General features: G+C 62.3%; 29 protein-coding genes and 1 other RNA gene. 16 read left to right on the top strand and 14 right to left on the bottom strand.

What is annotated here, in order from left to right:
- Positions 1-326: 326 nt before the first annotated feature.
- The gene (locus R0J92_RS03260) at positions 327-1,301 is read left to right on the top strand and encodes an NADPH:quinone oxidoreductase family protein (protein ID WP_411050703.1); all 975 of its coding nucleotides are present in this window, start codon (positions 327-329) and stop codon (positions 1,299-1,301) included.
- On the opposite strand, the gene R0J92_RS03255 is transcribed toward R0J92_RS03260, so the two are convergent.
- Entirely contained in the window at positions 1,270-2,190 is a 921-nt protein-coding gene (locus R0J92_RS03255; protein WP_411050702.1) for a LysR family transcriptional regulator, read from the bottom strand. The genes R0J92_RS03260 and R0J92_RS03255 overlap by 32 nt on opposite strands.
- A 122-nt stretch (positions 2,191-2,312) precedes the next feature.
- Here R0J92_RS03255 and R0J92_RS03250 point away from each other — a divergent pair, with 122 nt between their 5' ends.
- The 3 genes from R0J92_RS03250 to R0J92_RS03240 all read left to right on the top strand — a co-directional run bounded on the left by R0J92_RS03250 (position 2,313) and on the right by R0J92_RS03240 (position 4,150).
- Positions 2,313-2,525: a DUF1127 domain-containing protein gene (locus R0J92_RS03250; protein ID WP_411050701.1), complete on the top strand. Its 213-nt coding sequence runs from the start codon at positions 2,313-2,315 to the stop codon at positions 2,523-2,525.
- A gap of 230 nt (positions 2,526-2,755) precedes the next feature.
- Positions 2,756-3,535 carry a Bax inhibitor-1 family protein gene (locus R0J92_RS03245; RefSeq protein WP_106162866.1) on the top strand — a complete coding sequence of 260 codons (780 nt, stop codon included), beginning with the start codon at positions 2,756-2,758 and terminating at the stop codon, positions 3,533-3,535.
- A gap of 135 nt (positions 3,536-3,670) precedes the next feature.
- On the top strand, positions 3,671-4,150 hold the full coding sequence (locus R0J92_RS03240; protein WP_411050700.1) for a GNAT family N-acetyltransferase: 480 nt from the start codon (positions 3,671-3,673) through the stop codon (positions 4,148-4,150).
- A gap of 88 nt (positions 4,151-4,238) precedes the next feature.
- Here the strand turns inward: R0J92_RS03240 and R0J92_RS03235 are convergent, their stop codons facing one another.
- The 8 genes from R0J92_RS03235 to R0J92_RS03200 all read right to left on the bottom strand — a co-directional run bounded on the left by R0J92_RS03235 (position 4,239) and on the right by R0J92_RS03200 (position 9,014).
- Entirely contained in the window at positions 4,239-4,364 is a 126-nt protein-coding gene (locus R0J92_RS03235; RefSeq protein ID WP_317386551.1) for a hypothetical protein, read from the bottom strand.
- 231 nt (positions 4,365-4,595) lie between these two features.
- Positions 4,596-4,763 carry a 50S ribosomal protein L33 gene (gene rpmG / locus R0J92_RS03230; protein ID WP_050927593.1) on the bottom strand — a complete coding sequence of 56 codons (168 nt, stop codon included), beginning with the start codon at positions 4,761-4,763 and terminating at the stop codon, positions 4,596-4,598.
- A 158-nt stretch (positions 4,764-4,921) separates the two neighbouring features.
- Positions 4,922-5,352: RNase P RNA component class A (gene rnpB / locus R0J92_RS03225), an RNA gene on the bottom strand.
- 114 nt (positions 5,353-5,466) lie between these two features.
- Complete coding sequence (locus R0J92_RS03220) at positions 5,467-6,126, bottom strand: N-acetylmuramoyl-L-alanine amidase (RefSeq protein ID WP_317386552.1); 660 nt, start codon at positions 6,124-6,126, stop codon at positions 5,467-5,469.
- 9 nt (positions 6,127-6,135) lie between these two features.
- A complete protein-coding gene (locus R0J92_RS03215; protein ID WP_411050699.1) occupies positions 6,136-6,897 on the bottom strand; it encodes a hypothetical protein in 762 nt (253 codons plus the stop codon).
- Positions 6,898-6,937: 40 nt separating this feature from the next.
- The gene (gene gatA / locus R0J92_RS03210; protein ID WP_411050698.1) at positions 6,938-8,425 is read right to left on the bottom strand and encodes an Asp-tRNA(Asn)/Glu-tRNA(Gln) amidotransferase subunit GatA; all 1,488 of its coding nucleotides are present in this window, start codon (positions 8,423-8,425) and stop codon (positions 6,938-6,940) included.
- A gap of 3 nt (positions 8,426-8,428) precedes the next feature.
- Complete coding sequence (gene gatC, locus R0J92_RS03205; protein WP_106162872.1) at positions 8,429-8,716, bottom strand: Asp-tRNA(Asn)/Glu-tRNA(Gln) amidotransferase subunit GatC; 288 nt, start codon at positions 8,714-8,716, stop codon at positions 8,429-8,431.
- Positions 8,717-8,747: 31 nt separating this feature from the next.
- Positions 8,748-9,014, bottom strand: coding sequence for a hypothetical protein (locus R0J92_RS03200; protein WP_411050697.1), 267 nt, complete (start codon positions 9,012-9,014; stop codon positions 8,748-8,750).
- Between the two features lie 24 nt (positions 9,015-9,038).
- On the opposite strand from R0J92_RS03200, the gene R0J92_RS03195 reads away from it, so the two are divergent.
- A complete protein-coding gene (locus R0J92_RS03195) occupies positions 9,039-9,731 on the top strand; it encodes a metal-dependent hydrolase (RefSeq protein WP_106162873.1) in 693 nt (230 codons plus the stop codon).
- Positions 9,731-10,900 (top strand): M24 family metallopeptidase, encoded by a 1,170-nt coding sequence (locus tag R0J92_RS03190; protein ID WP_106162874.1) that lies wholly within the window; start codon positions 9,731-9,733, stop codon positions 10,898-10,900. Before R0J92_RS03195 ends, R0J92_RS03190 begins: the two co-directional genes overlap by 1 nt.
- 208 nt (positions 10,901-11,108) lie before the next feature.
- On the opposite strand, the gene R0J92_RS03185 is transcribed toward R0J92_RS03190, so the two are convergent.
- The 5 genes from R0J92_RS03185 to R0J92_RS03165 form a co-directional block, all read right to left on the bottom strand.
- On the bottom strand, positions 11,109-11,711 hold the full coding sequence (locus R0J92_RS03185) for a DNA-3-methyladenine glycosylase I (protein WP_411050696.1): 603 nt from the start codon (positions 11,709-11,711) through the stop codon (positions 11,109-11,111).
- Complete coding sequence (locus tag R0J92_RS03180) at positions 11,708-12,001, bottom strand: YciI family protein (RefSeq protein ID WP_411050695.1); 294 nt, start codon at positions 11,999-12,001, stop codon at positions 11,708-11,710. Before R0J92_RS03180 ends, R0J92_RS03185 begins: the two co-directional genes overlap by 4 nt.
- A gap of 28 nt (positions 12,002-12,029) precedes the next feature.
- Positions 12,030-12,602 (bottom strand): TetR/AcrR family transcriptional regulator, encoded by a 573-nt coding sequence (locus R0J92_RS03175; protein WP_411050694.1) that lies wholly within the window; start codon positions 12,600-12,602, stop codon positions 12,030-12,032.
- Positions 12,603-12,683: 81 nt separating this feature from the next.
- Complete coding sequence (locus tag R0J92_RS03170) at positions 12,684-13,508, bottom strand: aminoglycoside phosphotransferase family protein (protein WP_411050693.1); 825 nt, start codon at positions 13,506-13,508, stop codon at positions 12,684-12,686.
- A complete protein-coding gene (locus tag R0J92_RS03165) occupies positions 13,505-13,957 on the bottom strand; it encodes a nucleoside deaminase (protein WP_317386559.1) in 453 nt (150 codons plus the stop codon). The genes R0J92_RS03170 and R0J92_RS03165 overlap by 4 nt, the downstream gene beginning before the upstream one ends.
- A gap of 101 nt (positions 13,958-14,058) precedes the next feature.
- On the opposite strand from R0J92_RS03165, the gene R0J92_RS03160 reads away from it, so the two are divergent.
- The 10 genes from R0J92_RS03160 (at position 14,059) to R0J92_RS03115 (ending at position 25,034) form a co-directional block, all read left to right on the top strand.
- Positions 14,059-15,249 carry a pseudouridine synthase gene (locus tag R0J92_RS03160; RefSeq protein WP_411050692.1) on the top strand — a complete coding sequence of 397 codons (1,191 nt, stop codon included), beginning with the start codon at positions 14,059-14,061 and terminating at the stop codon, positions 15,247-15,249.
- 165 nt (positions 15,250-15,414) lie between these two features.
- Complete coding sequence (locus tag R0J92_RS03155) at positions 15,415-16,329, top strand: 5-bromo-4-chloroindolyl phosphate hydrolysis family protein (protein ID WP_411050691.1); 915 nt, start codon at positions 15,415-15,417, stop codon at positions 16,327-16,329.
- 21 nt (positions 16,330-16,350) lie between these two features.
- Positions 16,351-17,541, top strand: a complete 1,191-nt coding sequence (locus R0J92_RS03150; protein ID WP_106162882.1) for a toxic anion resistance protein — start codon at positions 16,351-16,353, stop codon at positions 17,539-17,541.
- A 10-nt stretch (positions 17,542-17,551) separates the two neighbouring features.
- A complete protein-coding gene (locus R0J92_RS03145) occupies positions 17,552-18,502 on the top strand; it encodes a DUF2927 domain-containing protein (RefSeq protein WP_411050690.1) in 951 nt (316 codons plus the stop codon).
- Between the two features lie 153 nt (positions 18,503-18,655).
- A complete protein-coding gene (locus R0J92_RS03140; RefSeq protein WP_317386563.1) occupies positions 18,656-19,840 on the top strand; it encodes an SPFH domain-containing protein in 1,185 nt (394 codons plus the stop codon).
- Positions 19,841-19,953: 113 nt separating this feature from the next.
- Positions 19,954-21,057: a TFIIB-type zinc finger domain-containing protein gene (locus tag R0J92_RS03135; RefSeq protein WP_411050793.1), complete on the top strand. Its 1,104-nt coding sequence runs from the start codon at positions 19,954-19,956 to the stop codon at positions 21,055-21,057.
- Positions 21,058-21,127: 70 nt separating this feature from the next.
- The gene (locus R0J92_RS03130) at positions 21,128-21,808 is read left to right on the top strand and encodes a nitroreductase (protein ID WP_411050689.1); all 681 of its coding nucleotides are present in this window, start codon (positions 21,128-21,130) and stop codon (positions 21,806-21,808) included.
- 21 nt (positions 21,809-21,829) lie between these two features.
- Positions 21,830-22,300: a D-aminoacyl-tRNA deacylase gene (gene dtd / locus R0J92_RS03125; RefSeq protein ID WP_411050688.1), complete on the top strand. Its 471-nt coding sequence runs from the start codon at positions 21,830-21,832 to the stop codon at positions 22,298-22,300.
- A gap of 192 nt (positions 22,301-22,492) precedes the next feature.
- Positions 22,493-24,076: an ABC transporter substrate-binding protein gene (locus tag R0J92_RS03120; RefSeq protein WP_411050687.1), complete on the top strand. Its 1,584-nt coding sequence runs from the start codon at positions 22,493-22,495 to the stop codon at positions 24,074-24,076.
- Position 24,077: 1 nt separating this feature from the next.
- Positions 24,078-25,034: an ABC transporter permease gene (locus tag R0J92_RS03115; RefSeq protein WP_317386565.1), complete on the top strand. Its 957-nt coding sequence runs from the start codon at positions 24,078-24,080 to the stop codon at positions 25,032-25,034.
- Positions 25,035-25,043 lie beyond the last annotated feature (9 nt).

The raw sequence follows: 25,043 nt of genomic DNA, 5'->3' as shown, positions 1-25,043 counted from the left end.
CGGTGCAGCCTTCACAAGGCCCACAATTCTATTTCCGGACCCGCAGGCCGATGGCGCACAAACCGTCATCGGTATCTTTTGGTTAGAGTCAAAGGTTCAGTTATGTGGAAAGTGTACGCTCTTCGTGGTTGAATTCAAGTAAAGCAACACGCGCACAACGGGCCGGGCCAAGCAAATATATGATTTTATGCATCAAAATTTAGAATGGTTAATACCGCAAATACGGTTTCCAGCCACCCGCCATAAATAGCGAGGCTGTAAATCGTTGTATATGCGCTTGCATCAATGCCGAATCGCTAGCGCAAGAATCAGGGAGTAAAACATCTATGCTATCCTTTCGTATAGGAAAACAGGGGTCCTGCGGAAATCTGATGGAAATTGACACCCCCGCTCCTGGCCCCGGTCAGATCGGTTTGGAAATCCATGCATGCGCGCTCAACTTCGCCGATCTTCTGATGGTGGAGGGGCGCTATCAGGATACACCGCCCCTGCCCTTCACTCCGGGCCTGGAATGCGCAGGGCGGGTTACCGCAGTGGGCGATGACATTTCGGAATTCCAAATCGGAGATCGTGTTGCAGTTTTTGGGGGCCAGGGTGGTCTGGCCGAGTTCGGCGTCTTCGATGCGGCGCGGGCGGTCCCCTTGCCCGCGTCGGTGGGCTACGACGCGGCGGCAGCATCCTTGATCGCCTATGGCACCAGCCTGCTGGCGCTGGAACAACAGGCCCGGCTGCAGAAGGGCGAGACGCTGCTGGTGACCGGCGCCGCTGGAGGCGTCGGGTTGACGGCAGTTGAGATCGGGAAACATCTGGGGGCGACAGTCATCGCGCAGGCGCGCGGTGCGGAGAAGCTTGCAGTGGCAAAAGCTGCGGGCGCAGATCACCTTATCGACGCATCCGAGGATCTGCGCCTGCGCGTGAAGGCGCTGGGTGGCGCCGATGTGGTCTATGATGCCGTCGGAGGCGAGACCTGGAAGGCGGCGTTCCGGGCCACCAATCCAGGCGGGCGTCTGCTGCCGATCGGCTTTGCCGGTGGCGAGGTGCCGCAGATCCCGGCCAATCACCTGCTGGTCAAGAACCTCACCGTGATCGGCTTCTACCTCGGCGGATTGGTGAGCCTGCGCCCGGAGCTGGGGCGCGAAACCTTTGACAAGCTGATGCGCTGGCTGGCCGAGGGGCGGATCACCCCGCACATCAGCCACCGCCTGCCCCTTAGCGAGACCGCACAGGGACTGGAGTTGATCCGCAGCCGCAAAGCCACGGGCAAGGTGATCATGCAACCCCGACCTGAGACGACGGGCTGACGACCTCGGTGCCGACCATACGTAGGCCGGGTTGGGACAGCCCGGCAAACCCCTGCCGGATCAACCCGGCCAGGTGCTCAACGTATTGGGCACGCGCCCGCTCTGCCCCATAGAGGTTGATGTGCTGCCCCGGCAGCGATGGCAGGGCGCCGCCGTGGTCGATCGCTTGCTGATGCGCGGGCTGGGTGCCTTCCAGCAGCACGCCCACCGCCAGATCCGCGCTGATGGTGGCCTCCACCGTGCGATCCGACTCGCTGTCTACGGCCATCTCCCAACGGATGCCCGCATCGTCGAGCGCCGCGGTGGCCAGCCCGCGGAAGATGCAGTTGCGGCAAAACCCAATGCGCAACGGGCGCTGACGCCAGGTCTGCCCGTTGAGGGCCCCGATCCAGCGCAGCGGCATCTGGTGGATGGTCTCACCACCGGCCCCGGCCACGCTTTCGGTCGTGACGATCAGGTCGAACCGCCCGAGGTCAAAATCCGTCCTCAATCCCCGGGTGTGAGAGGTGCAAAGGTTCACCTTCACCCGCGGAAATTGTGCGTTAAAGCGTTGCAAGACCATCGGGATCACCGGATGCACCACGTCATGCGGCACCCCCAGGGTCACCTCGCCCTCAAACGCCTGGTCCGTCAGGCGGGAAATGATCTCGTCATTGAGGCTGAGCATCTTGCGCGCAAACCCTAAGAGCTGCTCTCCGGCTGCGGTCAGGCCGATACTGCGCCCGCTGCGGTCCAGCAACTCCTCGCCCAACATCTCTTCCAGCCGCTTGAGCTGCATGGACACCGCCGATTGCGTCAGATGCAAAAAGGAGGCGGCGCGCGTCACGCCGCCCGTGTCGGCGACGGCCACAAACGAGCGCAGCGTGGTTATGTCCAGATTTCGCATCATCACACCTCTTGATGGGTTACTTCAAAATCATTCGTTTTGAGAATACACCTATTCGCCTCTATATATCAACAGAAGTGATGCAAGAAAGCTCACTCATCACAAACGATACTATGGAGCCCATCATGACCTGCAGCATATCCCAAAGCACCCCACTCCCCCGCAGCCGCCTCTCGCTGCTTGCGCGCCTTCACGCTGTCGTTGCGCTTCGTCGGCAGCGCCGCGCCCTGGCGTCACTGTCCGACACCCAGCTGAAGGACATCGGCCTCAGCCGGGCAGAAGTTGACGCCGAAGTCCGTCGCAAGCCGTGGGATGCGCCCCATCACTGGCAGAGTTGAGGTCGCCACAGTGATCTCTCTGATATTGCCGAAAAAACCATTGGAACCGGCCTGCCATCACCTGCCGTGCCGGTTCCGCTAAAAAACATGTCTTTGTCGCGTCGCTTTTCGTTGGTTTGCAGTCCGGAACCCCTTGAACATGAGGGCCCAAAGGCCAATATTTGGCACAACAGGCAGGTCCGCGTCGCGGATGTGCTCTGAGGGAGAATTCTAGACGGAGACCATGACATATGGCACAGTTTGACAGCATTCGGTCTGCTGCCGGCGCACGTACCGCCGAGATCGACGCAGGGCTTCGCGCCCACATGAACAAAGTCTACAGCACGATGTCCGTGGGCACGCTCATCACGTTCCTCGCCGCTTGGGCGATCGCGGGCCTCGCGGTCACGTCTGATCCGGCCAACGCGGTCGCTCAGCTGAGCGGTGACAATTACCTGACCAACTTTGGCTACGCGATCTACGCTTCGCCGCTGAAGTGGGTGATCATGTTCGCGCCGCTGGCGTTTATTTTCTTCGGCTTTGGTGCCGCAGCGAAACGCCTGCCCGCGTCCGGCGTGCAGCTGGTGTTCTACGCATTTGCCGCGCTGATGGGCCTGTCGATCTCCTCGATCTTCGTGGTCTTCACCGGCGAGAGCATCGCTCAGGTCTTCCTGATCACCTCCGTCGCCTTCGCGGGTCTGTCTCTGGTGGGCTACACCACGAAGAAAGACCTCTCCGGCATGGGCTCCTTCCTGATCATGGGTGTGATCGGCCTGATCGTTGCATCCGTCGTGAACATTTTCCTGGCCTCCTCGGCCATGGCGTTTGCGATCTCCGTGCTTGGCGTTCTGATCTTTGCCGGTCTGACCGCTTATGACACCCAGCGCATCAAGAACGACTATCTGCAGATGGTACATGCCGGTGACCAGGAGTGGCTGGCCAAGTCCGCGATCATGGGCGCTCTGAGCCTCTATCTGGACTTCATCAACATGTTCATGTTCTTGCTCCAGCTGTTTGGGAACCGCGAATAACGCACTCTCCCATACCATATGACAGCCGGGGCGGATCTTTCAGATCCGCCCCTTTTTTGTTCGCCTATCCCTTTTGTTCGCCAAGCCCATTTTGCGACAGCCATTTGAACCGACATCAGAAATGAGGATTATCACATGAGGATTTCACCACTTGATCCACACGAGGCCCCGCGCCTTGTCCCGCTCCTGCAAGACTTGCACGCGCTGCATGTCGCGCAGCAGCCCGCCCGCTACCCCGCAGACCCCGCACTCGATGCGCTGACGCTCTGGCTGCAGGAGTGGCTGTCACAGCCGCAGACCGTCGCTCTGGTGGCGCTCAGCCCGCAGAACGCGGTGATGGGCTATCTGATCTACGAGGTTGAGGATCGCGCCGCGCTGCCCGTCCGCGCGGCAGAACGACGCGCCATGGTGCACCACATCGCCGTCGCAAAACCGTTCCGTCGCATCGGTGTCGGCAAGGCCCTGATGGCGGAGATGAAACGCCGCGCGCTCGCCGATGGGGCAACGGTGATCGGCGTGACCTATGCGCCGTTCAACACCGCGTCAGCCGGGCTGATGCAGAGCATGGGGCTGCAACCGGTCACAACCGTTGCAGAATGGCGCCTGGAGGGCTGATAGCGATGCGTGACATGCGCGGGCCGTGCTGTCAGGTACTCTGGCTCGCCAGTGTGGAGAAGAGGTCAGAAAGCTAGGGACTATGCCCTCAGAGCAGTTCTACGACGATCTGTGAGGGCGGTCCCATCACCTCGGCGGTGTCGTCCCTCTCTTTCACCACGGCCACCGCAGGAAGCAAAAGAATGAGCGCCGATAGTCCCAATACTTTTTTCATATCAAACACCCCGATCAACACACACTACTGAGAAGTCTTTTCTGCAGGGAGAATGTGGTTGGAATGTGTGAGCGCGGCGGCGTCAAATGGCAGCTCGTCGCGCATTTTAGAAAACTACGACAGACCTGAGCACGCGCGGCGTGGCCCTTTTTACAGGTTCCACAAAAAAAAGGGCCACGCGATATGCGTGACCCTTTTCAAATCAAAAGATCTTGTCTGATCCCGAAAGCCTTACTTGATTTTGCCTTCTTTGTACTCGACGTGCTTGCGCGCGACCGGGTCGTACTTACGTACGGACATTTTTTCGGTCATGGTGCGTGCGTTCTTCTTGGTCACGTAGAAGTGGCCCGTGCCCGCGGTCGAGTTCAGGCGGATTTTGATGGTGGTCGGCTTCGCCATTGTGCTTCTCCTGCGTCCGAAAAGGCAGGGGGCCTCTCGGGTCTAATTCCTATATGAGCGTGCGGTTTTACCCTTGTCGTGGCGAGTGTCAATAGGATTCGCCGGGATAAATGTGCTGCCCGTTGAAATGGCGGTCCTTGCGGGCCGACCACTATGATTTGCGCAGAGAGCCTGTAAGCCGGATCTTGTTCCCCCTGCCCCGAAGGACAAGGTTCGATGACCATTCTTCTGCGACGCCCGTTGCCGGACGCCTGTAGCTGCCAACCCGGCCTCTCTCGGGTGAAACATCCCTAGCGGCGGTATCGGGTTGCCCCGACCGGCCCGCGCGGAGGCCCTATTTGGCATTGCTCCCGGTGGGGCTTGCCGTGCCACCCCTGTTGCCAGCGGCGCGGTGGGCTCTTACCCCACCGTTTCATCCTTACCCCGCAACGTCCCCTTCGGCGAACCTCCGGTTTGGCGAGGCGGTTTCATTTCTGTGGCGCTTTCCGTCAGGTTGCCCTGCCCGGGCGTTACCCGGCACCGTCGTTTCAGGGAGTCCGGACTTTCCTCGCGGGGGCTTGCACCCCAACGCGGCCATCCGGCTCTCTGCGCGCGGTCTGCCTACGCCTGCGTGGGCGTTGCGTCAAGGTGGCACGGAGGAGAGGGGCGTTGCCCCTCTGCGCGGATGCGCATTCACCCCAAGGTATTTTTAAAAAGGTGAAAATCAGTCCAGAAGCGGAGTGAGGTCGTCGGGGCACAATGGCCCCTCCCCCCAGGGCCGATAGCGCAGACGCACGGCTTCAAGAAGCGTGGCATCGTCAACCTCGGCGGTGAACCCGCAGGCCCGCGCGGCCTTGCGAAAACTCTGCGGCGTGGCGGCGGTGGCGGCATTTGACCGGCGGGCGGGCCGCGCAAATCCGAGGGTCGCAAGCCGCTGCCAGTCGAAGCGCGGCCCCGGATCACATTTGCGGCCAGGCGCCATGTCGGAGTGACCAATCACCCCCTCTGGCGCGATACTCCACCGCGTCATGATGCGCGGCAGCAGCGCCTCCAGGCGCTGCATCTGCGGGTCTGGGAACGGGTGATCGCCGCGATTGTCCAGCTCGATCCCGATCGAGCGCGAATTGATGTCGGTGTGCCCCATCCACTCGCCAGCCCCCGCATGCCAAGCGCGCATATCTTCACGCACCATCTGCCAAAGGGTCCCATCACTGCCTATCAGATAATGCGCCGAGACCTCATGCGCGGGATCACACAGTCGGCTCAATGCCGCCTCTGCGCTGGCCATCGCGGTGTAGTGCAATACGATCAGCTGCGGACGCAGACCGTTGCGCCGCGGCCCGAAGTTGGGGCTCGGGTGCCAGAGAGGCGCACAGCCGGTCAAGCAGGGTCCTTACTGGCTCTGAGCGCGCACGGCGGCACGATAGGGGGCCGGATCCCAGCCGCAGGCATAGCCGTCGCCATCGGGATCCAATGCCTTGCGGTCCCGTTTCGGCCCTCCCAGTTCAAGGAAGGCTGTCTGCGCCAGATCTGGCGAAGCGTATTCGGCGCAATGACGCTGGGACCGGGCTTGCAGATTGAGGCCGGTGCGGCTGTAGATGCGCTGCCCCCGGGGGTTCGAGGTCGACAGGGCATAGCGCACGATGTTCGGCGACAGGTCCTGTGGACGGTCCGGCACCGCTGTAGGCGTGACAACCTCATATTGCGCGCGCTGCCGGGCAATCCGCTCCGCATCGCTTTCGATGGTCTGCCGGGCGGCCACCGCTTCAAAGTTGTTCTCATCCGAAATCGTCGGATTACCAACAAGTGCAGGCGCCGGATTGGACGGGCTGGCCTCAAGCGGTGCCTGGCCCGAATTCTGACCGGATGCGCTGATCGCAGCGGCAGCTTCGCGGGCAATGTCGTCATTGCCCGCAGAGGCAGCGCCAGAGGGGCGTGGATCTTGCCAGTTGGCGGTGTTGGAGGCGTTCTCGTCAGACAGGCGCGTGGGAGACACCAGCGGGTCGCCGTTCAGTGTCTGCCCCGGCTCCACCGCGGGCGGCGCATTGAAGGGGCTCGTGTCATCCCCGATCCCTGCGGCGCTGTCGGGCACTTGCGGGCTACAGGCTGCGAGCGCAATCACGCTCACCGCCACCATGGTTCCCAGAACTCGCATAGGTCTCACCTGTCTGCTCAGTTTTGCTTTGCCGTTTGTCTTACCACCACTGCGCCGGTTTGGCCACAAAGCCCGCCGATTGCTCCAGCGCATAGGCAGTGTTCAGCAGATCGCCCTCGTCCCAGGGCTTGCCGATGAGCTGCAGACCCAACGGCAGTCCCTGTGCATCCAGCCCGGTCGGCACCGAGATGCCGGGCAAGCCGGCGAGGTTCACGGTGACGGTGAAGACATCATTCAGGTACATCTTGACCGGATCGGCGTCGTTCATCTCGCCCAGGCCAAAGGCCGCGGAGGGCGTGGCCGGGGTCAGGATCGCGTCGACACCGGCGGCAAAGACATCCTCGAAGTCTTTCTTGATCAGGGTACGGACCTTGCGGGCGCGGTTATAATAGGCATCGTAAAAGCCTGCCGACAGCACATAGGTGCCGACCATGACCCGGCGCTGCACTTCGGAGCCGAAGCCCTCGGCGCGGGTCTTCTCATACATCTCGGTGATGCCGTCGCCGGCGTCGAGGCTGGCACGGTGGCCAAAGCGAACCCCGTCGTAGCGCGCCAGGTTCGACGACGCCTCTGCCGGGGCAATCACGTAGTAAGCCGGCAGCGCGTATTTCGTGTGCGGCAGGGAGATGTCGACGATCTCCGCACCGGCCGCCTTCAGCATCTCCGTGCCATCATCCCAGAGCTTGGCGATTTCGGCAGGCATGCCGTCCATACGGTATTCGCGCGGGATGCCGATCTTCTTGCCCTTGATGTCGCCGGTCAGCATTGCCTCGAAGTTCGGCACAGCGAGGTCTGCGGAGGTCGAATCCTTCGCATCATGGCCACACATGGCCTCCAGCATGATCGCCGCGTCGCGCACCGATTTGGTCATCGGACCAGCCTGATCCAGCGAGGAGGCAAAGGCAACAATGCCCCAGCGCGAGCAGCGCCCGTAGGTGGGTTTGATGCCGACGGTGCCGGTGAAAGCCGCAGGCTGTCGGATCGACCCGCCCGTGTCGGTGCCGGTCGCCGCAAGGCACAGGTCAGCCGCCACAGCAGAGGCGGAGCCACCGGAGGAGCCGCCGGGGGTGATCGCGGTCTCATCCGCGCCGCGCCGCCAGGGGCTGATCGCATTGCCATAGGCGGAGGTCTCGTTCGACGACCCCATGGCAAATTCGTCCATGTTCAGCTTGCCGAGCATCACCGATCCAGCGTCCTGCAGCTTTTGCGAGACGGTGGATTCATACTCCGGCTTGAAGCCCTTGAGGATGTTCGAAGCCGCCTGGCTGTCCACGCCCTTGGTGCAGAACAGATCCTTGATGCCGATCGGCAGGCCGCACATCGCGGGCGCGTCGCCCTCCTTGATGCGCGCATCCGCCGCCTTGGCGCGTTCCAGTGCGATCTCAGGCGTCTTGTGCACAAAAGCGTTGAGGGCATTTGCCGCGTCGATGGCCTTGAGGCAGCTCTCAGTCAGCTCGACCGAGGTGGTCTCGCCCTTGCGCAGCAGATCGCGGGCCTCTGCAAGGCCCAGTTTGTTCAGGTCAGACATGTCTTACTCCACAACCTTGGGCACTGCGAAAAAGCCTTCGCGGGCATCGGGGGCATTGGCCAGCACCTTGTCCTGCTGGTTGCCGTCGGTAACCTCGTCGACGCGGCGCGCGAGGCGCTGCGGGGTGACCGAGGTCATCGGCTCGACGCCTTCGACATCCACTTCGTTCAGTTGCTCGATGAATCCAAGGATCGTGTTGAACTCCTCTGCCAGCGCGGGCAGAGCGTCCTCCTCGACCTTGATCCGGGCCAGTTTGGCCACCTTCGCGGCTGTGCTTTGGTCAATCGACATCAATAACCCTCATCTCGTGTTGCCCCCGCATTTACCGCCCGCGCCTGCGCGCCGCAAGCCTGCCTTGGGATTTCTCCGCTTCAAAGGCCAAATGAAGTGCTGCGCCAGGGCGCTTGCTGGCTTGGTCCGGGTCGCCGCAGTCGAGAAGACTCTCGTAAAGACCGCGCCGCGCGCGCCACGCCCCGAGCCACAGGATCTTGCTGCCCAGGACGTGTTTACTCTGACACGCAATCTTGCGCGTTAGATCAATGGATTTTTCCGAAACCCCTGATAGGGTCGCAAAAAAGGCATCCTGCATGAACCACCCACAGGGAGAGCGCATATGAAACTGATCTGGCTTGGTCATGGCGGCTTCCGCCTGCAAACCGGCGACACCACGATCCTCATCGACCCCTGGCTGACCGGCAACCCGATGCTGGAGGACCACCAGCACGAGGCTGCGACAGCCGGCACCACCCACATCTTGCTGACCCATGCGCATTTTGACCATGTTGCGGATGTGCTCGGTCTGGCCAAGCATCTCTCCGTGCCGATCATCGGCCAATACGACCTGATGGGGTTTTGGGGCGAGACCGAGGGCGTGGAGACCCTCGGCTTTAACAAGGGTGGCACGGTCGAGGTGGGCGACACCCGCGTCTCCATGGTGCCGGCCTCGCATTCCAACACGTTTTCCACCCGCGACGGGCTGCGCACCGCCGGCAGCGAGGTTGGGTATATGATCCAGGCCGAGGGGCATATGATCTATGTCTCGGGCGATACCGACATCATGGCCGACATGGACTGGATGGGGGATTACTACCGGCCCGACATCGGCATCCTGTCCGCTGGCGGTCATTTCACCATGGACATGAAGGCCGCCGCCTATGCCGCAAAGCGCTATTTTGCCTTCAAAACGGTCATTCCATGCCACTATCGCACTTTTCCATTGCTGGAACAGAGCGCACAGGACTTGATTGACGGGCTTCCCGGCGTCAACGTCATCGAGCCACAGGTTCTGAAAGAAATCGAGTTCTAATGCCAGCCAACGATTTTACCACCACCGAATACGCCCGCAGACTGGAAAAGACCCGCCGCGCCATGGCCGCGCAGGGCTTTAAAACACTGGTGATCTGCGATCCCTCCAATATGGCCTGGCTCACCGGCTATGACGGCTGGAGCTTCTATGTTCCACAGGCGGTGATTCTGCATGAGACCGGCATGCCGATGTGGTGGGGCCGCACCCAGGACAAGCCGGGCGCCGCGCTGACCACCTGGCTGGAGGCCGATCACCTGTTCGACTGGCCCGAGGAGCATGTGCAGCACCCGGACCACCATCCGTTCGACTCGCTGGTGGAGCTGCTGCGCGACTTCGGCTGGACCGAGGCCATCGGGGTGGAGATGGACAACTATTATTACTCCGCCCGCAGCCATGAGATCCTTGAAACCGCCCTTGGTCGCGACGCCCTGGCCGATGCCACCGGCCTGGTGAACTGGCAACGCGCGGTCAAGAGCGAGCAGGAGCTGCAGCTGATGGAGGCCGCAGGCAAGCTCTCGGCGCATATGCACGGGGTGCTGCGTGCCTCCTTCAACGAGGGTATCGCAAAGAACGCGCTGGTCGCGCGGGTGCAGGCCGCCGGCATCGAAGGCCTGCCGCTCCTGGCCGGGGACTATCCGGCGATTTCGCCCATTGCGCCCTCGGGGATTGAGGCCTCCGCCTCCCACATCACGTGGAACGACCGCCCCTTGGCCCCCGGCGAGGCGACGTATTTCGAGATCTCCGGCTGTGTGCGCCGCTACCACTGCCCGATCAGCCGCACGCTGTTCCTCGGCAGCCCGCCCGAGGACATCCGCCGTGGTGAAAAGGCAATCCTGCAGGCGATCGAGGACACCTTCGCCGTCGCCAAGCCGGGTGTGACCTGCGAGGAAGTCGCCGCCTGCGTCTACGAGAGCTTTGGCCGCGCGGGCTATATCAAGGGCAACCGCACCGGCTACCCGGTGGGTCTCAGCTATCCGCCGGACTGGGGCGAGCGCACCATGTCGCTGCGCCCCGGTGATACCACCAAGCTGGAAGAGAACATGACCTTCCACCTGATGCCGGGCCTGTGGACACCGGATTGGGGCATGGCGATCACCGAGACCTTTGTTGTGACTCCCAACGGCGGCGAGCCGCTGGTGGATGTGCCGCGCGAAATCGTGGTGAAATAACACCGCAGGTCAATCGCTTACCACACTGCCGGGCGGGTGAGCTCCCGCCCGTCGGCATGGTTTATAAAAAACCACACCTTCCGTTGGGCCGAGCGCCGCGCGCCCTTCGGGCGCGCGGCGCGGGTCGCTTTGGGCAAAGCCCAAAGCGAAACAGCTCAGACAAGACATCTGCCATCAAATCAAAAATCAGTCGGGACAGGTCCGAAAGTCAGACCGGGACTGTGAACGCCCAACGCGCCTGAGCCGCCAACGGGCGGCAAAAACAGCCTTCGGCATGGTCATTGACCAACCCCATCGCCTGCATGAAGGCAAAGCAGGTGGTCGGTCCGACGAATTTCCAGCCACGCTTTTTCAAGTCCTTCGACAACGCCACCGACTCGGGACAGGTAGAGACCGTCTGCGGCTCTGGCGGTGTCTTGACCTCATAGCGCCAGAAAAACGCGGCCAGAGAGCCTTCGCGCGCTTCAATCTCGATTGCCCGTGCGGCGTTGTTGATGACCGCTTCGATCTTCCCGCGATGACGGATGATACCGGCATCCTGCAACAAGGCCGCAACCTTCTCCGGCCCATAGCCCGCCATCGCGTGATAATCGAAGCCATCAAAGGCCGCGCGAAAGTTCTCGCGCTTTGACAGGATGGTGCGCCAGCTCAGGCCGGATTGGAAACTTTCCAGACAGATCTTTTCAAACAACCGCCGATCCTCGCCCACCGGAAAGCCCCACTCCGCATCGTGATAGGCGTCGAACTCCGGCGCGGAGGCAGACCATGCGCAGCGGTCACGTCCGTCCGCGCCGGTGACAATCCGGCTCATGCGGCCACCTTCAGGAATTGAAGCCGCGCATCGGTGCGGGCGGGCGTGAACCCGGTAATCTCCGCCACGACAACTCCTTCAACCACAAAGGGGTCTGCGGCGACCCGGGCCTCCAACGCTCTACGGTCCTCTCCCGATGCAAGGATCGCCCCGCCCTGCCCCTCTTCCAGTGACCCCGCCACGAGGAAAACGCCGTCGGAAAACCCCTGCGCCAGCCACGCCTTATGCGCCTCCATGACCTGCGCGGCGCGCGCCTTTTCTGCAGTGAATTTCAAATAGATCACAAACATCGCGACCCTCGCTCCTGTTTTGAATGGGCTATGGGGCCTGCGTCGCGATTTGCTGCTCGACCCAATCTGTCATCTGCGCAACCTCTGCCTCGATCAGCGCCTCATCACCAAAGGCCTGCGCCAGCGCCGCCACGCCCTGACTGCGCCCCATCAGATGGGTGGCCAGTGCCTTCGCATCTCGCTCGATACCAGCGCTGCGAAATTGCGTTGCGAGCCAGTCGATGAAGAGCGTGAACAGCTCCGCCGCGCGACCTTGTGCGGCATGTTCGAGCTTTGACAGCTCGCTGACCAATGTGCCCACCGGGCAGCCCCAGGACATGATCTTGGCGCGATTGCGGATCAGGATGCGGATGAAACAGGTGATGCGCGCAAGGGGCGTGTCGCTCTCTGCTTCCCACGCCGTCAACATCGCCGCCGTGCGAGACAAGCGCAGGTCTATGACCGCATTCAAAATCTCATCCTTGGTCTTGAAATGATAGTAGAAATTCCCGCGCGACAGGCCCAGCGCCCCGGCAATATCGGCCAAGGACGTGGCCTCAAACCCGCGCTCGTAAAACAGCACATCCGCCTGACTGACAATTCGATCTCCCGTGCGTGTCATCGGTCTCTCCATCCACGTGTGAAACCCGAGCAGGTCTGACGATTAGGTCAATTGACCCACCTCACATTTAGGTCACTTGACCTAGATCTGCAAGCCCGATTTCGCAACGCTGAGCATGTGCCGCAAGAGCATACGGTCATCCAGGGTTTCTTGCCCGGACCAGAGCATCGACAGAAGCAGCTTCGCAATTGCCCAATGGAGTTGCTCCCGCGCAGTGCAGCCCGCAACACGCCCCCACATCATCGCGCGACGCCGGATCACCTGCGGGTCTGCGGCATGGGCGCGACATCCACGCGGATGACGAAACGCATTGGCCAACTCATAGGCGCGCGGCCCCACCAACCCCTTGGCGTCAAAGGCCCGCAAGCCCTGAGCCGTTTGGATGATGTTGTCGTGGTGCAGATCACCGTGCAGGGCGACGTCTTCCCCCACACCGCATTGCAACTGATCCAGACAGGCCCGCGCAACCCCCTGCGCGTCTTTCGCTTCAGGCGAGGTGAAACTGGCGTCGCGCAGGGGCGACATGACCGTTGATACCGGCAGCAATCCGGCGCCTGAGATGCGGGTGGCACACAATCGAGCGGCCACGTCAGTCACCCCATAATCCGCCGCCTCTGCCCCCTTCGCACGCGCCAGATCCCCCAATGATGGCCCCTCAAGCCACTCCATCAGAACCGCATCCGCACTGCGCTCGAAAACCCGCACGGCTCCCGCGCCCTCGCAGCGTTCGAGATAGGCAAGGCCGCTTGCCTCATTCCCCATATGACCGGCGGGATAGTACTTCAGCGCCGCCCATGCGTCCGCCCCCCGGCGTACGCGCCAGACCTTCGCACGCGCGGTCTCTGCAACCAGCTCGGGCACGCTCAGGCCAAAGCGCTGCAACAGGTCTGTCGGTGGCAGGCTCACCCGCGCCGTTTCGCGAAGAAATCCCTCAACAGCGCCTCAGATTGTGTCGCGGAAAAGCCGTCATAGACCTCCGGCGCGTGATGGGCCTGCGGGTGGTCGAACACGCAGGCGCCATGGGCCACACCGCCGGATTTCGGGTCGGACGCGCCGTAATAGACGCGCGCCACACGGGCAGCGGCGATGGCAGCGGCGCACATCGCACAAGGCTCCAGCGTCACATAGAGATCGTGCCCCAGGAGCCGCTCACTTCCCAATGCCGCACACCCCGCGCGGATCACCAGAACCTCTGCATGGGCAGTGGGGTCGTTGAGTTCCCGTGTGCGATTGCCAGCCCGCGCGACCACCTCGCCCGAGGGGCCTACCAGCACCGCGCCCACCGGCACCTCGCCGCGGGCGGCGGCGGCGCGCGCCTCAATCAGCGCTTCTGCCATGAAGGATCGAAACTCCATCCCTGTGGTGCTCCTTTGTCGCCGATGCCGCCGAGATCCGGGGCAGCCTTACCCTGCAATGGGTGCTTTCGCAGGTCTTGCGAATAGGCTATGGCAGCGCCATGAGCAAGAAAACCCCATCCGCCCCTTCCAAGCATCGCGCAGCCACCGGTGCCGCGCCCGGCTCCCGGCCAAAGGCCAAACCGTCGGCAAAGCCGCGCGCGCCGCAAGGCCCGCAGGGTCATGCGTCGGTCAACGCACAACCCGCGTCCGAAGGCGGCCGTATCGCCAAGGTGCTGTCCCGTGCTGGCGTTGCCTCCCGTCGTGAGGCAGAGCGGATGATCGCCGAGGGCCGCGTGGCGGTGAACGGCAAAGTGATCGACAGCCCGGCACTGAATGTGACCGACAACGACCGTATCGTCGTGGATGGCAAGCCCCTGCCCGAGGCCGAGGCCCCGCGCCTGTGGCTCTATTACAAACCCACCGGGCTGGTGACCAGCAACTCGGACGAAAAGGGCCGTCGCACGATCTTTGACGAACTGCCCGAGGATCTGCCCCGGGTGATGACCGTCGGACGGCTCGACATCAATTCCGAGGGGCTGTTGCTGCTGACAAACGACGGCGGCGTCAAACGCCAACTGGAGCTGCCCTCCACCGGCTGGCTGCGCCGCTACCGGGTGCGCATCAATGGCCGCCCTCAGGACCATGAGTTCGAGATCCTGCGCAAGGGCGTGGTGATCGACGGCGAACGGTTCCAGCCGATGACCGTCACTCTCGACCGTCAGCAGGGCGCCAATGCCTGGCTCACGATCGGTCTGCGCGAGGGCAAGAACCGCGAAATCCGTCGTGCGATGGATGAGGTGGGATATCCCGTCAACCGGCTTTTGCGTGTGTCCTACGGTCCTTTCCAACTTGGCACGCTGAAAGAAGGCGAAGTCGAAGAGCTGCGGTCGCGGGTTGTCCGTGACCAGCTTGGCCTGCCAGCGCCCGAAGGTGATGGCGAAGCGAAAAAGAAACCGCAGCGCCCCTCGCGCGGGCCACGCAATGCCCCCGGCAAACCGCAGGGTCGCCCCGACCAGCCCGGTGGCAGGTCTGAGGGTCGCCCAGCGGGCAAGGCCCCGGCAGGCAAGCCCACGGGCAAGGGTGGCGGTGGCAAGGATGGCGGAGCGAGCATGGGCCGTGGCAAGACCTTTGGCAGCAAAACCTCCAGCAGCGCCACACGCCCGGGAAAGTCCGGGCCCGCCACAGGCGGTAGACCCAGCGGCAAACCAAGTGGCAAATCAGGGCGTTTTGGCAAAAAACCGCAAGGTTGAGCGCCCTTGAGCGGACTTCCCCCTAGTACGCGGGCCTGAGATCTCCTAGGTTTCAATGCGTTGAGGAAAGTCTGGGGGCCAAAACGGTGAAATCCATCGCCTATGTCGCGTTGCTGATCCTGATGCTGGGCATCGGGACCGGCTGGATCGTTGGGGTCTAGACACATGGCACAGCGTTTTGGTGGCAAATTCAGCCCCTCGGGCAACGACCCCTCCGGCAGCCGTCCGGACGGTCGCCCCTCAAGCTCCTCCCGGATGATGGCAAACGCACAGGTGAACCCCGTGGGCCTGCGCGCCAATCTGATGTTCGTACCTGCTGCTGTTCTGATGCTGTTCTCCCTTGGCGCCGGTGCCTCGGCCCTGGTGATCGGATTGATCGGCGCAGGTCTCTGGGTCGGCTCCGCTGTGATGCTGCGCGAAGGGCTGAAGGCCGAAGCCGCCTATGCTGCGCGCAAGGTGGCGCGTCGCCCCGCCCTGCCCCGCAAAATCCTCGCCGCGCTTCTATGTGGTCTCGGCGGCGCGGTCGGTGCCTGGGCCAGCGAGCCTGGCGTGATCACAGCTGCGCTCTATGGGCTGGCCTGTAGCGGGCTGCATTTCGCCGCATTCGGTGTTGACCCGCTCAGCGACAAGGGCGTCGCGGGGGTGGACGAATTCCAAAGTTCCCGCGTGGCCCGCGTGGTGGATGAGGCCGAAACCCATCTGGCCGCGATGAAGGATGCCGTTCTGCGTGCCAAGGATCGTCAGGTCGAGCTGCGCGTGGACCAGTTCCAGTCCGTGGCCCGTGACCTCTGCCGCACGGTGGAGGAAGACCCGCGCGATCTGACCGCCGCGCGCAAGTATCTGACCGTCTACCTCATGGGGGCCCGCGACGCGTCCATCAAGTTTGCCGATATCTTTGCGCGCAGTGGCGACGCACAGGCCCGCGCCGACTATCTGGCGTTGCTTGACGATCTGGAACAGAATTTTGCCGCCCGGACCGAAAAACTCCTGCTGGAGGACCGTGGCGACCTGACGATTGAAATTGATGTATTGCGCGCCCGGCTGGAGCGCGAAGGCGTCCAGATGGACCGCCCCTCTTAACCTGACAGAAAGGCCTGGCCCATGTCCGAGACCATTCAGAAAAAAGCCGTCGAAGCCGAAACATTGGTGAAGGAAGTGACCGAGGTTGCCCTGGCTGAGCCCAAGGGCGAGCTGGCCACGCTGGAGGCCGCAGACCCGGAGACCACCACCGCGATCCGTCGCCGCATCGGCGAGATCGACATGGGTGACACCAATTCGATCATCTCCTTCGGCTCTGCCGCACAGGGCGAATTGCAGCAGATCAGCCAAGCGATGCTGACGGATGTGCGCAACAAGGATGTCGGCCCCGCCGGCGATTCCCTGCGCGATATCGTCACCACCATCCGGGGCTTTTCGGTCTCCGAACTCGATGTGCGCCGCAAGCCCACCTTCTGGGAACGGCTGCTGGGCCGTGCCGCGCCCTTTGCCAAGTTCACCGCCAAATACGAGACCATCCAGGGCCAGATCGACCGGATCACCGACAATCTCCTGGGCCATGAGCATACGCTGCTGAAGGACATCAAATCCCTTGATGTGCTCTATGAGAAGACGCTGAACTTCTACGACGAGCTGGCGCTTTATATTGCTGCCGGTGAGGCAAAACTGGCAGAGCTAGACGCCACAGACATTCCCGAAAAAGAAGCTGCCGTCGAGGCGGCACCAGAAGACGACAAGGTCATCAAGGCGCAGGAGCTGCGCGATCTGCGTGCGGCCCGCGACGATCTGGAGCGCCGGGTGCATGACCTCAAGCTGACCCGTCAGGTCACAATGCAGTCGCTGCCCTCGATCCGCCTGGTGCAGGAAAACGACAAGTCGCTGGTGACCAAGATCAATTCCACCCTCGTGAATACCGTGCCGCTGTGGGAAACCCAGCTGGCGCAGGCGGTAACCATCCAGCGCTCCGCCGAGGCGGCGCATGCGGTGCGCGACGCCAACAACCTGACCAACGAGCTGCTGACTGCCAATGCCTCCAACCTGCGCGAAAGCAACAAGGTGATCCGGCAGGAAATGGAACGCGGCGTGTTTGACATCGAGGCCGTAAAACAGGCCAATGCGGATCTGATCGGCACCATCGAGGAAAGCCTTCAGATCGCCGACGAGGGCAAGCGCAAGCGCGCCGAGGCAGAGACCGAGCTGAAGAAGATGGAAACCGAACTGCGCGACACGCTGGCCTCCGCCAAGGCGCGCAAGGATGGTGTCGGCGACAATGCCGGCACCGCCGTGCCAAAGTGAGCATGGGCGCGTGACGCCTCGACACAATAAGACCCGGAACCGCCGCCTCGGCGCGGTTCTGTCGCTGGGCGCGACTGTCGTGCTCAGCGGGTGTCTGGCGCTTGCGCCCGGCCCCAAGGACACGCCGCGCCCAACGCCACGGCCGGAAAAACCGATCTACACCCCGTCGGTCGAGGCACAGGCCCTGACGAAGTACTACGCTGACCTTGAACAGGATCTGCTGACCCGCGGGTTGTTGCGCACAGATGGCGGCGGGCCGGAAACGCCGTATGACGCCGAGGACCTGGCGGAAAACTTTGAAACCCTTGCGTTTTACGACGAATACGCCACGGCCTCTGATGGCGGTGCCGGGGGCCTTGGGCGTTGGGAGCAACCGGTGCGTCTGGTGCCGGTCTTTGGCCCCTCGGTGTCCGCGGCGCAGGCCAAACGGGATCGCGCCACACTTGCTGCATATGCCGCCCGTCTCGCGCGCATCACCGGGCATCCCGTCACGATCGGCGCCAGCGGCAATTTCACCGTGATCTTTGCAGGCATTGATGACGCTGACTATGTTGAAAGCAAGGTGCGCCAGCTCCTGCCCAATCTTTCGGCCAGTGACGTCGCCCTGTTTGCGACCCCGCCGCGCAAGTTCTACTGCCTGGTCTTTGCAGGCGGCCCGCAACGCGACCCGCTGAATTACTCCCGCGGGGTTGCGCTGATCCGGGCCGAGCAATCTGAACTGATGCGCGACAGTTGCATTCACGAAGAAATCGCGCAAGGCCTTGGCCTGCGCAACGACAGCCCTAGGGCGCGGCCCTCCATCTTCAACGATGATGACGAATTCGCCCGCCTGACCAGCCACGACGAGAAGCTGCTGCAGATCCTGTATGATTCCCGTCTGCGCGTGGCCATGAGCGCGGATGAAGCCCGACCGACCGTCGCGCGTATCGCCCAAGAGATCATGGGCGACCTGTCTCTTTAGGACGCCATCCCTGCACCCCCTCGACACGTGCATCATACGGTTGCGGGGAAAAGCGCCATGTCTCCGGCAGAATCGCAAGTTCCACGCCCTGCCCTCTGGTTTCGAGGCAACGGGGTTGCTACATCTTGGGAAACAGCCGTGGGAGGACACAGCGTGGGCATTTTCGATTTTCTCAAAGGCGAATTCATCGACGTCATCCATTGGACCGATGACACCCGCGACACCATGGTCATGCGGTTTGAACGCGAAGGCCATGCGATCAAATACGGCGCCAAGCTGACGGTGCGCGAGGGTCAGGCGGCGGTCTTTGTGCATGAAGGCCAGCTGGCGGATGTGTTCACGCCCGGTCTTTACATGCTTGAGACCAACAATATGCCGGTGATGACGACGCTGCAGCACTGGGACCACGGCTTTCAGTCGCCGTTCAAATCCGAGATCTACTTTGTCGCGACAACGCGGTTCAATGACCTCAAATGGGGCACCAAGAACCCGATCATGTGCCGCGACCCGGAGTTTGGCCCGGTCCGCCTGCGCGCCTTTGGCAGCTACTCGGTGCGGGTGGTGGATCCGGCGCGTTTCCTGACCGAGATCGTCGGCACCGATGGTCAGTTCACCATGGACGAGATCTCCTATCAGATCCGCAACATCATCGTGCAGGAGTTCTCGCGCGCCATTGCAGGATCGGGCATCCCGGTGCTGGACATGGCGGCCAACACCGCCGATCTGGGCAAGCTGGTGGCGGCCGAGATTGGCCCCGTCGTGGCGGAATACGGCCTCGCCATCCCAGAGCTTTATGTGGAAAATATCTCGCTGCCGCCGGCGGTGGAGCAGGCGATGGACAAGCGCACCCAGATGGGCATCATCGGCGACCTGGGCCGCTATACGCAGTTCAAGGCCGCCGAAGCCATGGAAGCCGCCGCCAAGACCCCCAACAGCGGCATGGGCGCGGGCCTTGGCATGGGAATGGGCATGGCGATGGCACAGCAGATGGGTCAGACCTTGCACCAGGCGCAGTCCCCGGCAGCAGCGGGTCAGACCACCGGTCCCTGGGGCACACGGCCCGCACCCGCTGCCTCGCAGGCGCCAGCGCAGGCCGCCCCGATGGCCCCGCCGCCCCCGCCGGTGGAGCATGTCTGGCATACTGCTGAAAATGGCAAAACCTCCGGGCCATTCTCCAAGGCGCGCATGGGGCGCATGGCGCAGGAAGGCCAGCTGACACGTGACACCCATGTCTGGACCCCGGGACAAGACGGTTGGATGCGCGCAGGCGACGTGACTGAGCTGGCGCAGCTCTTCACCATCCTGCCCCCGCCGCCTCCGCCGCCTGCTGGCAGCTGACCCACTCGCCGATCCCTATTCTGGCCGGGCGCTTTGGTGCCCGGCCATTTTTGCCCTGACCGTGTTCAAAGAGCCCCATCGCCGTGACCCAGACACCGCCGCCCCCGCCCGCAATGGACACAGCCCCCCAAGAAGCAGAGGAAACGCACCGCTTTCCTTGTGAACAATGCGGAGCCGATTATCGCTTTGCGCCGGCAGAAGGCGCGTTGATCTGTGATCACTGTGGCCACCAAAAAGACCTGACAGAGAGCCCATGGGGCGGCAGCGCCCTGAAGGAGCTAGATTTCCTCGCCGCGTTGCGCGAACAGCTTCCTGCCGCCGAGATGGAAGTGACCCGCGTTTCCTCCTGCCCCAATTGTGCCGCGCAGGTGGAGTTTGACCCCTCGGTGCATGCGCTGGAATGCCCCTTCTGCGCCACTCCCGTGGTGGCGGACACCGGCGAGAACCGTCACATCAAACCCAAGGGTGTCCTGCCCTTTCAGTTCGACGAACGCGCCGCGCACACGGCGATGGAAGACTGGCTGGGCGGGCTGTGGTTTGCGCCAAATGGCCTCAAGGAATATGCCCGTAAAGGGCGCAAGATGGATGGGATCTACGTCCCCTACTGGACCTATGACGCCCAGACCCACAGCCAATACACCGGCCAGCGCGGCACGGAATATACCGTCAGCCGCACCGTAATGGTCGACGGCAAACCGCAGGTGCGCACCGAAGTTCGCGTGCGCTGGTCCAATGTCCGTGGGCGCGTGCAGCGGTTCTTTGACGACGTATTGGTGCTCGCCTCCAAAAGCCTGCCGCGCAAATATACCGAAGGGCTGGAGCCTTGGGATCTGTCGCAGCTGGCCCCCTATCAGCCCAAATATCTGGCCGGGTTCCGGGCTGAGGCCTATACCATCGACCTTGAGCCCGGCTTTGCCGATGCCAGCCGGAAAATGGACCGGGTGATCGAACGCGACATCAAGTTCGATATCGGCGGCGACCGCCAGCGCATCAGCTCGGTCGATACCGATGTGAGCGCGGTGACGTTCAAACATGTGCTGCTGCCGGTCTGGATGGCCGCCTATAAATACCGCGGTCAAAGCTATCGCTTTGTGGTGAACGGGCAGTCGGGCCGGGTGCAGGGCGAACGCCCCTATTCCGCGTGGAAGATCGCAGGCGCCGTTGTGCTGGGTCTGATCGTGGCGGCTGGCGTGGCCTACCTCGCGTCACAGAGTTAAATTCCGACACCTGCTTGCCTTTTCGCGACTCCCCCTGCATGTTCGCGCCAAATTCCGGGGAGACGATACATTGTCCAACAGCGCTTTGAGCGAGTTAGACCACCTGCTAAGCACGCGGCATAGCTGCCGCGGGTTCAGGCCCGATCCAGTACCCCGCACGGTGATCACCCGGATCTTGGACGCCGCTTGCAAAGTGCCTTCCTGGTGCAACGCTCAACCTTGGGCGCTCACGATTACCAGCGGCGCGGAGACCGACCGGCTGCGCACGGCTCTGACCGAGGCTGCAACTGCCGGTGACCATGAACCTGACCTTGCCTTTCCCACGCGGTATTCCGGCGCCTATCAGGCCCGCAGACGCGCCTGCGGCTGGGCGCTTTATGAGGCGGTCGGCGTGCAAAAGGGCGACCGGGAGGGGGCCGCGCGACAGATGATGGAGAACTTCTCCCTCTTTGGTGCCCCCCATTGCGCGATCCTGTCGAGCCCGGCTGAACTGGGCTCCTATGGCGCAATGGATTGCGGCGGTTTTGTCGCCGCTTTTACCCTTGCGGCGCAGGCGCTGGGGGTCGCAACGATCCCGCAAGCCGCCGTCGCGTCCCATGCGCCGCTGCTGCGCCAGCTCTATGATATACCGGAGGATCGGCTGATCCTCTGTGCGATCAGCTTCGGCTACGAGGATCCGGATCATCCCGCCAACGGGTTTCGCACCACTCGGGCCGCGATCAAAGACTTCACCGATTGGCGCGGCGCCTGAACCGCCGCAGGAAGGACAGCCATGCGCGCCCTGTTGCAACGTGTGAGCGCGGCAAGCGTCACCGTCGACTCTGCCACCATCGGCGAGATCGGCCCCGGAATACTGATCCTGATCTGCGCCATGCAGGGCGATAGCGAGGTCGAGGCCGAACATTTGGTGCACAAGATTTCACGCCTGCGCATCTTTCGCGATGACGCGGGCAAGATGAACCGCTCGGTTGCGGATGTCGGTGGCTCAGTGCTGGTGGTCAGCCAGTTCACGCTAGCCGCAGACACCCGCAGCGGCACAAGGCCCGGTTTTTCCAAAGCCGCGCCACCATCAAAAGGAGAAGAGCTTTATCATTGTTTTTGCGACAAAATGCGGGCTACGGGTCTGCCCGTTGCGACCGGCGCATTTGGAGCTGACATGAAAGTTTCACTTGTAAACGACGGTCCTGTTACAGTCTGGCTGGACACCGATGATCGTCCTAACAAGTCCGCAAGACCGGGGTAACACCCCCGCTCAGCCAGAGCATTCGCAGGCCATGATGGGAGCTCTCAAGGGCCGGTTATCCCGGCACTCCCAGCAAGTCCGACGCAATTTTCTGGCATTATTCCTTGCCCCAGTGTGCCAAATCGGCAAATCTTGTACCACCATTCAAGAAAAAACCGGGGCCTACTCGTAACCTCGATAGGGAGACAACGCATGAACGATTATCTCAAACACCTCGCACAGGAAGCCGCTCTGGGCCGTATGGGCCGACGCGAATTCCTCGGCCGCGCCGCGGCGCTGGGTGTCACCGCATTGGGTGCAAACACGCTGCTGGCATCCGCTGCAAAGGCGGCCGGTCCTCAGGCCGGTGGCACGCTGCGTGTCGGCCTGCAGGGTGGCTCCACCACCGACAGTATGGATCCGGCGCTGGCCACCAATCAGGTTGCGCTTTCGGTGATCCGCCTCTGGGGCGAGCCGTTGGTCGAACTGGCCGAAGACGGCGGTCTGGACGGAATGGTTGCAGAGAGCTTCGAAGCATCTGCCGACGCCAAGACCTGGACCTTCAAGATCCGCTCCGGCATCACCTTCTCCAATGGCAAAGCCGTGACCGCAGAAGACGTGGTTGCCACCATGGAGCGCCACTCCGGCGAAGACACCAAATCCGGCGCGCTTGGCATCATGCGGTCGATCACCAAAGTATCGGCTGACGGCGACAACGTGGTGTTTGAACTCGACAGCCCGAACGCCGACCTGCCCTATCTGCTGACCGACTACCACCTTGTAATCCAGCCCAATGGCGGCAAGGACGACCCAGCCGCAGCGATCGGCACCGGCGCCTACGTGATGAAGGCCGTCGACATGGGCGTGCGTTTCGTGGCCGAGAAAAACCCCAACTACTGGGGCGATCTGGGCAACGCGGAAACCATCGAATACGTGGTCATCAACGACAACACCGCGCGCGTCGCCGCGCTGCAGGCCGGTCAGGTGGATATGATCGACCGTGTGCCGCCCCGCACCGCCAAACTGGTGGACCGCGCGCCCAACATCACCGTGCATTCCACCGCAGGTCCGGGCCACTATGTGTTCATCGCTCATTGCGACACGGATCCCTTTGCCAACAACGACGTTCGGATGGCGCTGAAATACGGCATCAACCGTGAGGAACTGGTCGACAAGATCCTCAACGGCTTTGGCTCCGTCGGCAACGACAGCCCCATCAACGCCTCCTACCCGCTGTTCACCGCGGCCGAGCAGCGCACATACGACCCGGACAAGGCGAAGTTCCACATGAAGAAGTCGGGCTATGACGGCTCCATTCTTCTGCGGACCTCCGACAACTCCTTCCCGGGTGCGCCGGATGCGGCGGCTCTGTTCCAGCAATCGCTGGCGGCAGCCGGTATCGAGCTTGAAATCAAGCGCGAGCCGAATGATGGCTACTGGTCCGAAGTCTGGAACAAGCAGCCCTTCTGCACCTCCTACTGGGGTGGCCGTCCGACTCAGGACCAGATGTTCACCACCGCCTATCTGTCCACGGCAGACTGGAACGACACCCGTTTCAACAATGAGCAGTTCGACCAGATGCTGATCGCCGCGCGCGGCGAGCTGGACAATGCCAAGCGGACGCAGATGTATGCGGACATGTCCGACATGGTGCGCAACGAAGGCGGCTTGATCTGCCCGATGTTCAACGACTTCGTCGATGCAACATCCGACAAGGTAGACGGCTGGGTTGAAGGCGTGAAAGGCCACGCCCTGATGAACGCATATGCCCCGCTGAAAATGTGGGTCAAAGCCTGATATGCACCCTGTCCTAAAACTACTGACTCAGCGCATTGCGCTGAGTCTCATTCTCCTGTTGATGATCTCCGTGCTGATCTTTGCCGGTACCATGATCCTTCCAGGCGATGTCGCCCAGTCCATCCTCGGACAGTCCGCAACGCCCGAAGCGCTGGAGAATTTGCGCGCTGAATTGGGCCTGAACGATCCGCCCGTGACCCGCTATTTCCAATGGTTTTTTGGCGCCCTGCAGGGAGACCTTGGCACTGCTCTGACCTCTGGGCAGGACATCACATCCGCCATCGGGTCACGCCTGTCGAACACGCTGTTCCTGGCCTTCTGGGCCGCGCTGATCGCCGTACCGCTGGCGATTTTTCTCGGCCTTCTGTCGGTGCGCTACAAGGACCGCTGGCCGGACAAGCTGATCTCCGGCGTCACGCTGGCGTCGATCTCCATCCCTGAATTCCTGATCGGCTACGTCCTGATGTATCTGGTCGCCGTGAAACTGCGCTGGTTTCCCTCTGTCGCCATGATCAACGACAGCATGAGCCTGTGGCAGAAGCTCAATTCCATCGCCCTGCCCGTTGCGGTGCTGACGCTTGTGGTGCTTGCCCACATGATGCGCATGACCCGTGCGGCGATCCTGAACGTGATGCAGTCCGCCTATATTGAGACCGCTGAACTGAAAGGGCTTTCGACCTTCAAGGTGATCTGGCGTCACGCGTTCCCCAACTCGATCGCTCCGATCGTGAATGTGGTGATGCTGAACCTCGCCTATCTGGTTGTCGGCGTCGTGGTGATCGAAGTGGTCTTCGTCTACCCAGGCATGGGGCAGTATCTGGTCGATCACGTGTCGAAACGCGACGTGCCGGTGGTGCAGGCCTGTGGTCTGATCTTTGCCGCAGTCTACATCGGGCTCAACATGGTTGCCGATATCGTCTCGATCCTGTCGAACCCGCGCCTGCGGCACCCGAAGTAAGGACACGGA

The organism is Tritonibacter sp. SIMBA_163, assembly GCF_046535935.1.
In the GTDB taxonomy this organism is placed as follows: Bacteria; Pseudomonadota; Alphaproteobacteria; order Rhodobacterales; family Rhodobacteraceae; genus Epibacterium; species Epibacterium scottomollicae.
Note: the sequence above shows the minus strand (reverse complement) of the source record. Positions and strands in the feature narration are given on the sequence as shown.

Bases quoted from the DNA above. Each gene is read 5' to 3' on its own strand.
- R0J92_RS03260 (WP_411050703.1), top strand. From the start codon at position 327: ATGCTATCCTTTCGTATAGGAAAACAGGGGTCCTGCGGAAATCTGATG.
- R0J92_RS03255 (WP_411050702.1), bottom strand. From the start codon at position 2,190: ATGATGCGAAATCTGGACATAACCACGCTGCGCTCGTTTGTGGCCGTC.
- R0J92_RS03250 (WP_411050701.1), top strand. From the start codon at position 2,313: ATGACCTGCAGCATATCCCAAAGCACCCCACTCCCCCGCAGCCGCCTC.
- R0J92_RS03245 (WP_106162866.1), top strand. From the start codon at position 2,756: ATGGCACAGTTTGACAGCATTCGGTCTGCTGCCGGCGCACGTACCGCC.
- R0J92_RS03240 (WP_411050700.1), top strand. From the start codon at position 3,671: ATGAGGATTTCACCACTTGATCCACACGAGGCCCCGCGCCTTGTCCCG.
- R0J92_RS03235 (WP_317386551.1), bottom strand. From the start codon at position 4,364: ATGAAAAAAGTATTGGGACTATCGGCGCTCATTCTTTTGCTTCCTGCG.
- rpmG (WP_050927593.1), bottom strand. From the start codon at position 4,763: ATGGCGAAGCCGACCACCATCAAAATCCGCCTGAACTCGACCGCGGGC.
- R0J92_RS03215 (WP_411050699.1), bottom strand. From the start codon at position 6,897: ATGCGAGTTCTGGGAACCATGGTGGCGGTGAGCGTGATTGCGCTCGCA.
- gatA (WP_411050698.1), bottom strand. From the start codon at position 8,425: ATGTCTGACCTGAACAAACTGGGCCTTGCAGAGGCCCGCGATCTGCTG.
- gatC (WP_106162872.1), bottom strand. From the start codon at position 8,716: ATGTCGATTGACCAAAGCACAGCCGCGAAGGTGGCCAAACTGGCCCGG.
- R0J92_RS03200 (WP_411050697.1), bottom strand. From the start codon at position 9,014: ATGCAGGATGCCTTTTTTGCGACCCTATCAGGGGTTTCGGAAAAATCC.
- R0J92_RS03195 (WP_106162873.1), top strand. From the start codon at position 9,039: ATGAAACTGATCTGGCTTGGTCATGGCGGCTTCCGCCTGCAAACCGGC.
- R0J92_RS03190 (WP_106162874.1), top strand. From the start codon at position 9,731: ATGCCAGCCAACGATTTTACCACCACCGAATACGCCCGCAGACTGGAA.
- R0J92_RS03185 (WP_411050696.1), bottom strand. From the start codon at position 11,711: ATGAGCCGGATTGTCACCGGCGCGGACGGACGTGACCGCTGCGCATGG.
- R0J92_RS03180 (WP_411050695.1), bottom strand. From the start codon at position 12,001: ATGTTTGTGATCTATTTGAAATTCACTGCAGAAAAGGCGCGCGCCGCG.
- R0J92_RS03175 (WP_411050694.1), bottom strand. From the start codon at position 12,602: ATGACACGCACGGGAGATCGAATTGTCAGTCAGGCGGATGTGCTGTTT.
- R0J92_RS03165 (WP_317386559.1), bottom strand. From the start codon at position 13,957: ATGGAGTTTCGATCCTTCATGGCAGAAGCGCTGATTGAGGCGCGCGCC.
- R0J92_RS03160 (WP_411050692.1), top strand. From the start codon at position 14,059: ATGAGCAAGAAAACCCCATCCGCCCCTTCCAAGCATCGCGCAGCCACC.
- R0J92_RS03155 (WP_411050691.1), top strand. From the start codon at position 15,415: ATGGCACAGCGTTTTGGTGGCAAATTCAGCCCCTCGGGCAACGACCCC.
- R0J92_RS03150 (WP_106162882.1), top strand. From the start codon at position 16,351: ATGTCCGAGACCATTCAGAAAAAAGCCGTCGAAGCCGAAACATTGGTG.
- R0J92_RS03135 (WP_411050793.1), top strand. From the start codon at position 19,954: ATGGACACAGCCCCCCAAGAAGCAGAGGAAACGCACCGCTTTCCTTGT.
- dtd (WP_411050688.1), top strand. From the start codon at position 21,830: ATGCGCGCCCTGTTGCAACGTGTGAGCGCGGCAAGCGTCACCGTCGAC.
- R0J92_RS03120 (WP_411050687.1), top strand. From the start codon at position 22,493: ATGAACGATTATCTCAAACACCTCGCACAGGAAGCCGCTCTGGGCCGT.
- R0J92_RS03115 (WP_317386565.1), top strand. From the start codon at position 24,078: ATGCACCCTGTCCTAAAACTACTGACTCAGCGCATTGCGCTGAGTCTC.